This is a genomic window from Herbaspirillum sp. WGmk3 (assembly GCF_023952535.1).
Lineage (GTDB): Bacteria > Pseudomonadota > Gammaproteobacteria > Burkholderiales > Burkholderiaceae_D > Herbaspirillum > Herbaspirillum huttiense.
Genome location: NZ_JAKYWT010000003.1, coordinates 577353 through 589432 on the forward strand (window position 1 = coordinate 577353; position 12080 = coordinate 589432).

At 64.1% G+C, this 12080-nt stretch carries 9 protein-coding genes; 8 read left to right on the forward strand and 1 reads right to left on the reverse strand.

Annotated elements, in window-relative coordinates; genetic code table 11:
* Positions 1-101: 101 nt before the first annotated feature.
* The 7 genes from xylF to MKD49_RS14645 all read left to right on the forward strand — a co-directional run bounded on the left by xylF (position 102) and on the right by MKD49_RS14645 (position 9237).
* Entirely contained in the window at positions 102-1118 is a 1017-nt protein-coding gene (xylF, locus tag MKD49_RS14615) for a D-xylose ABC transporter substrate-binding protein (protein WP_034330283.1), read from the forward strand.
* A gap of 108 nt (positions 1119-1226) precedes the next feature.
* Entirely contained in the window at positions 1227-2783 is a 1557-nt protein-coding gene (gene xylG / locus MKD49_RS14620) for a D-xylose ABC transporter ATP-binding protein (protein WP_252696639.1), read from the forward strand.
* A gap of 25 nt (positions 2784-2808) precedes the next feature.
* The gene (locus tag MKD49_RS14625) at positions 2809-3999 is read left to right on the forward strand and encodes a sugar ABC transporter permease (protein ID WP_199725046.1); all 1191 of its coding nucleotides are present in this window, start codon (positions 2809-2811) and stop codon (positions 3997-3999) included.
* A 76-nt stretch (positions 4000-4075) separates the two neighbouring features.
* On the forward strand, positions 4076-4867 hold the full coding sequence (locus MKD49_RS14630; protein WP_252696640.1) for an SDR family NAD(P)-dependent oxidoreductase: 792 nt from the start codon (positions 4076-4078) through the stop codon (positions 4865-4867).
* Positions 4868-4900: 33 nt separating this feature from the next.
* Complete coding sequence (locus tag MKD49_RS14635; RefSeq protein ID WP_252696641.1) at positions 4901-6685, forward strand: IlvD/Edd family dehydratase; 1785 nt, start codon at positions 4901-4903, stop codon at positions 6683-6685.
* 1 nt (position 6686) lies between these two features.
* Positions 6687-7613: an amidohydrolase gene (locus MKD49_RS14640; protein WP_252696642.1), complete on the forward strand. Its 927-nt coding sequence runs from the start codon at positions 6687-6689 to the stop codon at positions 7611-7613.
* Between the two features lie 118 nt (positions 7614-7731).
* Positions 7732-9237 carry a GGDEF domain-containing protein gene (locus MKD49_RS14645; protein ID WP_252696643.1) on the forward strand — a complete coding sequence of 502 codons (1506 nt, stop codon included), beginning with the start codon at positions 7732-7734 and terminating at the stop codon, positions 9235-9237.
* Here MKD49_RS14645 and MKD49_RS14650 read toward each other — a convergent pair.
* Entirely contained in the window at positions 9218-10390 is a 1173-nt protein-coding gene (locus tag MKD49_RS14650) for a serine hydrolase (RefSeq protein ID WP_252696644.1), read from the reverse strand. The genes MKD49_RS14645 and MKD49_RS14650 overlap by 20 nt on opposite strands.
* Before the next feature lie 252 nt (positions 10391-10642).
* On the opposite strand from MKD49_RS14650, the gene MKD49_RS14655 reads away from it, so the two are divergent.
* Complete coding sequence (locus MKD49_RS14655; RefSeq protein ID WP_252696645.1) at positions 10643-11944, forward strand: UDP-N-acetylglucosamine 1-carboxyvinyltransferase; 1302 nt, start codon at positions 10643-10645, stop codon at positions 11942-11944.
* Positions 11945-12080: the final 136 nt, after the last annotated feature.

The following is a 12080-nucleotide window of genomic DNA, read 5'->3' on the forward strand; positions in this document are numbered from 1 at the left end:
CTTGGAAGCGATTGCCCCAAAACGGGCCACCGGTTCCACCCGGTCACGCCGCTTCAAAAATCATAATCAATTCAAATTCAATTCAAATCGGAGACTGGACTATGAAGGCAATGCTGAAGAAGACCGTATTGGCGCTGATGACCGTGACCACCCTGTCCATGGTGGCCGGCAGCGCCATGGCCGACGCCAAGAATCCCAAGATCGGTTTTTCCATCGATGACCTGCGTGTGGAGCGCTGGGCGCGCGACCGCGACTTCTTCACCGCCGCCGCTGAAAAGCTGGGCGCCAAGGTCTATGTGCAATCGGCCGATGCCAGCGAGCAACGCCAGATCTCCCAGATCGAGAACCTGATCTCGCGCGGCGTGGACGTGATCGTGATCGTCCCCTTCAACGCCACGGTCCTGACCAACACCATCAAGGAAGCCAAGAAGGCCGGCATCAAGGTGCTGTCCTATGACCGCCTGATCCTGAATGCCGACGTCGACGCCTACATCTCCTTCGACAACGAGAAGGTCGGTGAAATGCAGGCCGAGGGCATCCTGAAGGTCAAGAACAAGGGCAACTTCTTCCTGCTGGGCGGCTCGCCCACCGACAACAACGCCAAGATGTTCCGCGAAGGCCAGATGAAGGCCCTGAAACCCTACATCGACAAGGGCGACATCAAGATCGTCGGCCAGCAATGGGTCAAGGAATGGAATCCGACCGAAGCCCTGTCCATCGTCGAGAATGCGCTGACGGCCAACAACAACAAGATCGATGCCATCGTGGCCTCCAACGACGGCACCGCCGGTGGCGCGATCCAGGCCCTGGCAGCGCAGAAGCTGGCCGGCAAGGTGCCGGTCTCGGGCCAGGATGCCGACCTGGCTGCGGTCAAGCGCGTGGTGGCCGGTACCCAGACCATGACCGTCTACAAGCCCCTGAAGCAGATCGCCACCGAGGCAGCCAACCTGTCCGTGCAACTGGCCCGCAACGAGAAGCCGACCTACAACGCCCAGTATGACAACGGCTTCAAGAAGGTCGACAGCCTGCTGCTGAAGCCCATCCTGCTGACCAAGGAAAACGTCAAGGTCCTGGTCGATGACGGCTTCTACACCCAGGCCCAGATCGACGGCCGTTGATTCCTGAGTGACGAACGCCGGCTCCCGCAACGGTAGCCGGCGTCGCTCTCTGCGCCCCCGGCATGGCCGCCGGGCGCAGGCTCCAGAGGCTTCTTGGAAAGAACAGGCATGTCCGAGTATCTGTTAGAAATGAAAGGCATCGTCAAGAGCTTTGGCGGTGTGCGTGCCCTGGACGGCATCGACATCAAGATCCGCCCCGGCGAATGCGTGGGCCTGTGCGGTGAAAACGGCGCGGGCAAATCCACCCTGATGAAGATCCTCTCCGGCGTCTATCCCCATGGCACCTGGGATGGCGAAATCCTGTGGGACGGCAAGCCGCTGCAGGCCCATTCGGTGCGTGACACCGAAGCCGCCGGCATCGTCATCATCCACCAGGAACTGATGCTGGTGCCCGAGCTGTCGGTGGCCGAGAACATCTTCATGGGCCACGAGATCACCCTGCCGGGTGGCCGCATGAACTACCCCGCCATGTATCGCCGCGCCGAAGAACTGATGCGCGAGCTGAACATGCCCGACATCAACGTGGCCCTGCCGGTCTCGCAATATGGCGGCGGCCACCAGCAGCTGGTGGAAATCGCCAAGGCGCTCAACAAGGATGCGCGCCTGCTGATCCTGGACGAACCCTCGTCCTCGCTGACTGCCTCCGAAATCGCGGTGCTGCTGAAGATTATCAAGGACTTGAAAGCGCGCGGCGTGGCCTGCGTCTACATCTCGCACAAGCTCGACGAAGTGGCCGAGATCTGCGACACCATCTCGGTGATCCGCGATGGCAAGCACATCGCCACCACGCCCATGCAGGACATGGATGTGGACAAGATCATCACCCAGATGGTCGGCCGTGAAATCACCGCCATGTACCCGGAGCGCAATCACGCCATCGGCGAAGTGGTGCTGGAAGCCCGCAACATCACCTGCTACGACATCGACAATCCGCGCCGCAAGCGTGTCGATGACGTCTCCTTTTCGGTGCGCCGGGGCGAGATCCTGGGCATTGCCGGACTGGTAGGTGCAGGACGCACCGAACTGGTCTCGGCCATCTTCGGCGCCTATCGGGGACGTTACGAGGGGCAGGTGCTGCTCGAAGGCAAGCTGGCCGATACCGGCTCGCCCCTGAAGTCCATCCGCCAGGGCCTGTGCATGGTGCCGGAAGACCGCAAGCACCATGGCATCGTGCCCGATCTCGACGTCGGCCAGAACATCACGCTGACCGTGCTCAACCGCTTCTCGCGCGGCACCCGCATCGACAGCAGCGCCGAACTGAAGACCATCCAGGGCGAGATCAGCCGCCTGCGCGTCAAGACCGCCTCGCCCTTCCTGCCCATCACCGGACTCTCGGGTGGCAACCAGCAGAAGGCGGTGCTCTCCAAGATGCTGCTGGCCCAGCCCAAAGTATTAATTTTGGACGAACCCACGCGCGGCGTGGATGTCGGTGCCAAGGCCGAGATCTACCGGCTCATTTCGGAGCTGGCCAAGCTGGGCCTGGCCATCATCATGGTGTCCTCGGAACTGGCCGAAGTGCTGGGCGTGTCGGATCGCGTGCTGGTCATCGGCGAAGGCAAACTGCGCGGCGACTTCGTCAACGACAACCTCAGCCAGGAGACCGTGCTGGCCGCTGCCATCAACCAGCCCGTCCCGCAAGCGTCGCCACGCGCGGTGGCGGTCTGACACAACATCACAAGGTGAATTCGGTATGACTACAAGCAATCTGAGCAGCGCCGCCGGCGGTGCCATGGGTGGAGCAGGCGGCATGGCCAACCTGAAGCTGGTGTTTCGCCGCTACAAGATCATCGCGCTGTTGATCGCCATCGCCATCATCTGGGGCTTCTTCAGCTTCATGACCGATGGCGGCTTCCTCACGCCCCGCAACCTGTCGAACCTGCTGCGCCAGATGTCGGTAACCGGCATCCTCGCCTGCGGCATGGTGCTGGTCATCATCGCCGGCGAAATCGATCTCTCGGTGGGGTCGCTGCTGGGCCTGCTGGGCGGCATCGCCGCGCTGCTGGACGTGAGCCATCACCTGCCGCTGGCGCTGAACCTGGTCCTGGCGCTGGGCTTCGGCCTGGGGCTGGGCCTCTTGAACGGCTACCTCACCGCCTACCTGGGCATCCCCTCCTTCATCGTCGGCCTGGGCGGCATGCTGGCCTTCCGCGGCATCCTGCTGGGCATTACCGGCGGCCTCACCATTGCGCCGGTGTCGGACAACATGGTCTATCTCGGCCAGGGCTACCTGCCGCCGCAGATCGGCGTGGCGCTGGGCATCGCCTTGTTCGTGCTGGCGGTGGCGCTCACGTGGATGAGCCGCGTCAACCGCAGCCGTCACGGCCTGCCGCTGGCGGCCCTCTGGCGCGATGGCTTGAAGGTGCTGGTGATCGGTGCGGTACTGCTGGCCTTCGTGCGCACGCTCAACAGCTATGACGGCATCCCCGTGCCGGTGCTGCTGTTGCTGGGGCTGCTGGGCCTGTTCAGCTACGTGAGCACGCAGACCGTTTTCGGACGCCGCATCTATTCGGTGGGCAGCAACATGGAAGCCACCCGCCTGTCGGGCGTGAATGTGCAAGCCGTCAAGCTGTGGGTATTCGGCATCATGGGCCTGATGTGCGCACTGGCCGGTCTGGTCAACACCGCCCGCCTGGCCGCAGGCTCGCCGTCGGCGGGCAACATGGGCGAACTCGATGCGATCGCGGCCTGCTTCATCGGCGGCACTTCCATGCGCGGCGGCTCGGGCACCATCTATGGCGCGCTCATCGGTGCACTGGTGATGGCCAGCCTCGACAACGGCATGTCCATGCTGGACGTGGGTACCTACTGGCAGATGATCGTCAAGGGCAGCATCCTGGTGCTGGCCGTGTGGGTCGACGTGAGCACCCGTTCGGGCCGCTGAGCGCAACACTGAACAAATTGTTTATATCATTTCCGGGCCGCATCTGCGGCCCATCCTATCCTCTGGAGCATCAAGCATGACCGCAGCTACCCCCACCGTCTTCGAACACGCCCTCTATCGCAGCCTCGCCGGCAAGCGGGTCGTCATCACCGGCGGCGGCAGCGGCATCGGTGCGGCGCTGGTGGAAGCCTTCGTCGGGCAAGGGGCGCAGGTGTGCTTCCTCGATATCGCCACCGAACCCTCGGAGGCCCTGGTGGCCTCGCTCAAGGACGCCGCCGTGTCCCCGCGCTTCTTCCCCTGCAACCTGATGAACCTGGAAGCCCTGCGCGCCACCTTCACCGAGATCGAGACCGTCATGGGCGGCGTCGACATCCTCATCAACAACGCCGCCAATGATGACCGCCACAAGAGCGAAGACGTCACCCCCGCCTACTGGGATGAACGCCTGGCCGTGAACCTGCGCCACCAGTTCTTCTGCGCCCAGGCGGTGCTGCCGGGCATGCGGGAACGCAAGGCCGGGGTGATCCTCAACTTCGGTTCGATCTCATGGCACTTGGGCCTGCCCGACCTGACGCTGTACATGACCGCCAAGGCCGGCATCGAAGGCATGACCCACGGCATGGCGCGCGACTTCGGCCGCGATGGCGTGCGCGTCAATGCCATCATCCCGGGTGCCATCCGCACCCCGCGCCAGACGCTGCTCTGGCACACCCCTGAAGAAGAGGCGAAAATCCTGGCTGCGCAATGCCTGCCGGTCCGTGTCGATCCGCATGATGTCGCGGCGCTCGCGCTGTTCCTGTCCTCCGACAGCGGTGCCAAGTGTACCGGCCGCGAGTACTACGTCGATGCCGGCTGGCTGGGCGCGTAACTTATCCACACGCCTTTCGGCCCAGAGGAATCCATGAACAAGCCACACGCCACACCCCGTCGCTTCCGCTCCCAGGATTGGTTCGACAATCCCGATCACATCGACATGACTGCGCTCTACCTGGAGCGCTTCATGAACTACGGCATCACCGCCGAAGAACTGCGCTCGGGCCGCCCCATCATCGGCATCGCCCAGAGCGGCAGCGACATCAGCCCCTGCAACCGCATCCACCTGGAGCTGGCCAAGCGGGTGCGCGATGGCATCCGCGATGCGGGCGGCATTCCCATGGAATTCCCGCTGCATCCGATCTTCGAGAACTGCCGCCGTCCCACCGCCGCCATCGACCGCAACCTGGCCTACCTGGGCCTGGTGGAAATCCTGCATGGCTACCCCATCGATGCCGTGGTGCTCACCACCGGCTGCGACAAGACCACGCCCTCGCAGATCATGGCGGCGGCCACCGTCGATATCCCGGCCATCGTGCTCTCCGGCGGCCCCATGCTGGACGGCTGGATGGATGGCGAACTGGTGGGCTCCGGATCGGCCATCTGGAAGGGCCGCAAGCTGCTCTCGGCAGGCGCCATCGACAACGAGAAATTCCTGGAGATCGCCGCCGCATCGGCCCCCTCCTCCGGCCACTGCAACACCATGGGTACCGCCTCCACCATGAACGCCATGGCCGAGGCGCTGGGCATGTCGCTCACCGGCTGTTCGGCCATCCCCGCCCCCTATCGCGAACGCGGCCAGATGGCCTATGAAACCGGCCGCCGCATCGTCGGCATGGCCTATGAAGACCTGCGTCCCTCAGCGATCCTGACGCGCGAGGCCTTCCTCGATGCCATCGTGGTCAATGCCGCCATCGGCGGCTCCACCAATGCCCAGCCGCACATCATGGCCATGGCGCGCCATGCGGGCGTGGAGCTGCATTCGGAAGACTGGATGAAGTATGGTTACGACGTGCCGCTGCTGCTGAACATGCAGCCCGCCGGCAAGTACCTGGGTGAACGATTCCACCGCGCCGGCGGCGTGCCGGCCATCATGTGGGAACTGCAGCAGGCCGGCAAGCTGCGCGCCGAGCGCATCACCGCCACCGGCAAGACCATGGCCGAGAATCTGCAGGGCCGTGCATCGAACGACCGGGAAATGATTTACGCATTTTCCGCCCCGCTGCGCGAACGCGCCGGTTTCCTGGTATTGAAGGGCAACCTGTTCGACTTCGCCATCATGAAGACCAGCGTCATTTCGGAGACCTTCCGCGAGCGTTATCTGAGCACGCCCGGCCAGGAAAACATCTTCGAATGCCGCGCCGTGGTCTTCGACGGCTCGGACGACTACCACGCCCGCATCAACGACCCCGCACTGCAGATCGACGAAAACACCCTGCTGGCCATTCGCGGCGCCGGTCCGGTCGGCTGGCCCGGTTCAGCCGAAGTGGTCAACATGCAGCCGCCCGATGCGCTCATCAAGCGCGGCGTCTCGACCCTGCCCACGCTGGGCGACGGCCGCCAGTCCGGCACTTCCGACAGTCCCTCCATCCTCAACGCCTCGCCCGAGAGCGCGGTTGGTGGCGGCCTGGCCTATCTGCGCGATGGCGACCGTGTGCGCATCGATCTCAACACCGGCGAGTGCAACATGCTCATCAGCGAGGAAGAGCTGGCGCGCCGCAAGAGCGAAGGCATTCCGCCGGTGCCGCCCAGCCAGACACCCTGGCAGGAAATCTATCGCAGCACGGTCGGCCAACTGGAGACCGGTGCCTGCATGGAGCTGGCCCTGAAGTATCAGGGCGTGGCGCAGACCCTGCCACGGCACAATCACTGACATGCTGACCCTGCATCGTGAATTGCGCATGCCACCGGCCCCGGTGAGAAGGATCAAGGGGCCGATGCGCATCGACGCGCACCAGCACTTCTGGCGCTACCGTTCCGAGGATTATCCCTGGATCGGTACCGGCATGGACCTGCTGGCGCAAGACCGCCTGCCCTATCAGTTCCAGCCCCTGCTGGACGCCCAGGGCCTGCATGCGTCGATCACGGTGCAAGCCCGTCCGGGCCACGAGGAAACCGGCTTCCTGCTGGAGATGGCGCGGCGCGATGCGCGCATCGCCGGCGTGATCGCCTGGGATGACATCGCTTCGCCGCAACTGGCCGAGCGCATGGAGCAATGGGGCCGGCCCAAGATGCTGGGGCTGCGCCATCCGATGCAGGACGAGGATGACGCCGCGCAAGCGCTGGCCCAACCGCAGTTCAATCAAGGCGTGCGCTGGCTGCAGGAGCGCGACTATGTGCTGGAGGTGCTCACCCATGAACGCCACCTGCCGCAGTTGCGCCAGCTCTGCGCCTTGCATGACCAGCACTGGGTGGTCCTGAATCACCTCGGCAAGCCGGCCCTGAAGGAATTCCGCAAGGGCCGCGCCGCCTATGAGCGCTGGCGCCAGCAGTTGCGCGAACTGGCCGCCATGCCGCACGTGGCCTGCAAGATCTCGGGCCTCTTGACCGAAGCCGACTGGCTGCGCGGACTCTGCACGCGCGACTTCGATCACATCGTGCAGTGTCTCGATACGGCGCTGGAACTGTTCGGCCCGCAGCGCCTCATGTTCGGCTCCGACTGGCCCGTCTGCCTGCTGGCCGCCTCCTATGCAAGGGTGGTGGCGGTGGTGCGGGAATGGGCCGCGCGCCGTCTTTCTCCAGCGGACCAGGACGCCCTGTGGGGCGAATCCTCGGCCCGGATTTATGGCCTGATGCCATAAGGTTTTCCCCGGCTGCCTTTTCATTGCCAAGCGGTTTTCACGGTGCGATATTGCGCCAGGGAACGCTTTGTCATGACAAGGTACGGGGAGACAAAAAATCAAACGCCTCAAACGCAACATGACCCTGCTGGTCGGCTCGCTGACACTGATGGCAGGGGTCATCACCAGTGTGGTGCTCTACCAGAGCTACAAGCAGGTAGAACACATTTCGGTCAATCACACCCTCAACGTGGCGCGTATCGCACAGCGTTCGATCTCGCGCAACATGGAGCTGCTCTCGCTGGCGCTGGACAGCCTGGCGTGGCGCTATCGCCATACGCAACTGCATCGCATGCCGGCCCAGCAACAACTGGAATTTCTGCTGGGCGAAAAGATCGAGGCCGGCTACATCGCCGCCCAGGGCATCATCGACGCCGATGGTGAACGCGTGGTCGGTTCCCCCGTGCTGGACGAGATCATGCCGGGCAATTTTGCCGGCCGCGATTTCTTCGACGGGCCACGACGGGACGCGCGCGCCACCCTCTTCATTTCGTCCCCGCAAGCGGTACGGCTGGAACGGCGCGCCCAGGTGATCGTGCTGTCCAAGCGGCTGGTCCATGTCGACGGCAGTTTTGGCGGGGTGGTCTTCATGGTGCTCTACCTGGATTATTTCCGGCAGCTGTTCGAGGCCATGTCATTGGAAAAGAATGCGGTCATGTCGCTCTACTCGGTGGAGGGCGTGGCCTACATGCGCCTGCCTTATGACGAGGCCTTCATCGGCTCCCGGGTGGAAAATGCCCCGCAGCTGCAAAAGCTGCTGGCGACCAGCGCCCCCGCTGAAGGCAGCTATTTCACGCGCTCGCAGCAGGATGGGGTGCAGCGGCTCTACACCTACGTGCGCGTGCCACAGACGCGCTGGGTGGTCTTCATCGGCCACACCAAGGCGGCGCTGTTCCGTGAATGGATGCGCATGTTCTATGCCGTGGTCTTCCTGATGGCGCTCTTCAGCGCGGCGGCCTTCTACCTCATCAGCCGCGTGCGCGAGGAATTGTTCCGCCGCAGCAAGCTGGACCAGCAACTGGAGGAGCAGGCCCGCACCGACAAGCTGACCAGCCTGCTCAATCGCCGCGCCCTCGACGACGCCTTGCAGGAAGCCTGGCACAAGTGCCAGCGCAATGAATCGGCGCGCTTTGCGGTGCTGTTTGCGGATGTGGACTTCTTCAAGCTCTACAACGATACCTACGGCCACAAGGCGGGCGACTATGCGCTGGTGGCCGTGTCCCGCTGCATCAAGGCGGCGGTCTCCCGGCATTGCGACCGGGCCGGACGATATGGCGGGGAAGAGTTCGTGGTGCTGCTCGATGAAGCCGATGCCGAGGGTGCAGTGCATGTGGCCAAGCTGATCATTGCGGCGCTGCAGGGGCAAAAGATCCCGCATGAGCGCAGCCCCTTCGGCCGGCTCACCATCAGTATCGGCGTGGCATGCCTGGAGCGCGGCATTCATCGCAGCATCGAGGAAGTGGTCAAGGCCGCCGACGAGGCGCTCTACCAGGCCAAGCGCGAAGGCCGCAACCGGGTGCGGCTGTTCCAGGCGCCGGCCGAGATGACGCCGGCCGGTTGGCAGTTCAGTTCAGCGAACAGTTGAGCCACTTGGCGATGCGCACACCATCCAGGCGCGAGCCATCGGCAGTGCCGCTGCCCAGCATGGTGACGATCACCGGCCGGCGGTCATGCACGAGCAGGCGCAGCACCATGTTGTGGCCGGACTCGTTGATGAAGCCGGTCTTCTGCACGGTGGCATTGACCTGGCCGTAGCGGATCAGGCGATTGGAATTGATGTACTGCAGCTGGCCACGGCCGATGTTGATGATCTTCTGCTTGTCCAGCGAATCATTGCGGATGAGCTGGTAGCGGTTGGCCGCCTTGACCAGTTCGGCCAGCTCGCGCGGGGTCGAAACATTCTCGGGCGACAGGCCGGTACCGTTCTCGAAATGGGTATGCGGCATGCCCAGTGCCTGGGCGCGTGCATTCATGGCGGCGATGAAGGCCGGACGGCCGCCCGGATAGTCGCGGCTCATGGCGGCGGCAGCGCGGTTCTCGGAAGACATCAGGGCGATGTGCAGCATGTCGGCACGCGACAGGCTGGCCCCGACGTTCAGGCGCGAATGCGTAAATTTGAGGTTGTCCAGGTCATCCTCGGTCACTTCCAGGCGATTGGCCATGGGCAGCGACTTCTGATCCAGCCAGACGATGGCCGTCATCAGCTTGGTCACCGAGGCGATGGGGGCGACCGTATCGGCGTTGCGCTCGAAGAGCGGCGTATTGGTTTCTTCATCGAGCACGTACACCCCGCGCGAGAAGATGTGGCGGCGCGAGGCTTCGGTGAAACCGCAGCGCGGCAGCAGCTCGGGCTTGGTGTTGGTGGTGATGGCCGTTGCCGGGGTGGCCGGACTCGCCACGGCGGCGGCGCCCGCGGTCGCTCCGGCTGCCGCAGCGGCCGCAGCCGCACGGCCACGACGGCGGCCACGCGCCGGGGTGCGCGCCTTGGCAGGCAGAGCGGCCTTCTTGCGTACGCTGCGATTGCGGCCCTTGGCACCGCTGCTGGCGGCCCGGTGCTTGCCGGCCGTGGAGCCCGCGGCCTGGGCCTCGCTGACCTTGCCCGAGATTGCGGTGAGCGCCAGCAGCAAGACGCTGCACATCAGGAGACGGACCACCATGCCGGCCCGGCGCAGGCCAGGCAGAATCAGCAGAGAAAAGCGTAAATCATTACCGGAACGGGACTGCTGCATGCGAAACATCGTCGAAAACCTTGTCGGTGCGATCATCCAAGACCGGCCATGATACGGAAACTTGGCTTTCAATGCAGCAACCTTCACTGCCGTACAGCCATAAGTGAACAAGATGACAAGACGACAAGTCCCGAGGAGGCCGCCGCCGCGAGACATAATTTGCTTCCCTGGCTGCAACCGGGCGGCGCATAATCTGTCCATTCCCGGCCGGGGCAGGCTGCTTCCGGCGCACTCCGTCTGACTGAATCAACGATTTTCTTCATGTCCAATCTCATCGTACACGGTGGCCGCCCGCTGCGCGGCAACATCACCCCCTCCGCCAACAAGAATGCCGTCCTCCCCATCCTCTGCGCCACCCTGCTGACCGACCAGCCGCTGCGGCTGATCGGCATCCCCGAGATCACCGACGTCAAGAAGATCCTGGAGATCTTCCGCGTGCTGGGCAGCGAGGTGAAGGTGGACTATGCCAGCGGCGTGCTGGAACTGCATCACCGCGCTACGCACTTCGATCCCAAAGTGCACCACCTGCCGGAGGAGATGCGTTCCTCCATCATGCTGGTACCGCCGCTGCTGGCGCGCTTCGGCGTGGCGCGGCTGGAGAACGACGTCAAGGGCTGCACGCTCGGCGTGCGCGAGATCGATCCGCACGTCGAAGTCTTCCAGCGCTTCGGAGCGCGGGTGGAGAGCAGCCCGGATTCGCTGATCATCCGCACCGGCGGCCGCATGCAGGCCAATCATCACTGGCTGGACTATGCCTCGGTCACGACGACGGAAAACTTCGTGCTGTGCGCCGCTGCCGCCGAGGGCGAATCGGTGCTCACCAATGCCGCCTCGGAACCGCACGTGCAGGAATTCTGCCGCTTCATGGTGATGATGGGCGTGCAGATCGACGGCCTCGGCACCTCGCGCGTGACGGTGCGCGGCGGCCAGCAGCTGGGCGGCGGTGAATTCCGCTTCGACGAGGATTTCCACGAGATCGCCACCTTCCTCGCCATGGGCGCCATCACCGGTGGCCAGGTCCGCGTGCGCAACAGCGCACCGGAACAGTTCCCGCTGATCGACCGCACCTTCGCCAAATTCGGCGTCGAAGTGGTGCATGAGAACGGCTGGTCGCACACGCGCCAGAACGGGCCGCTGAAGGTGGTCAAACCCTTCACCAGCAACATCCTCACCAAGGTGGAAGCCGCGCCCTGGCCTTATCTGCCGGTGGACCTGCTGCCCATCTTCATCGCCCTGGGTGTCAAGGCCGAGGGCAACACCATGTTCTGGAACAAGATCTACGACGGTGCCATGGGCTGGAGCAGCGAACTGTCCAAGTTCGGTGCCCACGTGTTCCTGGGCGATCCGCATCGCCTGATCACCTTCGGCGGCCTGCCGCTGTCGCCGGCTTCGGTGGAAAGCCCCTACATCATCCGCGTGGCCATCGCGCTGTTCATGGTCGCCGCCAGCATCGAGGGCCGCTCCGAGATCCGCAATGCGCTGCCGATCCGGCGCGCCCATCCCAAGTTCGTGGAGAACCTGCGTTCGCTGGGAGCGGTGGTCGATTGGGTCGAGGAAGACTGATCTCCACGGTTCGACCTTGCAGGGGAAGTGCCCGGCGCAAGCTTCCCCTGCCACTCTCCGATTTCCATCCCGCGATGTTCCCTGCGCACCCGCCGGGTCCTCCCTCCTTTCCCTTGCGATTGCGGCTGTCCTCCCG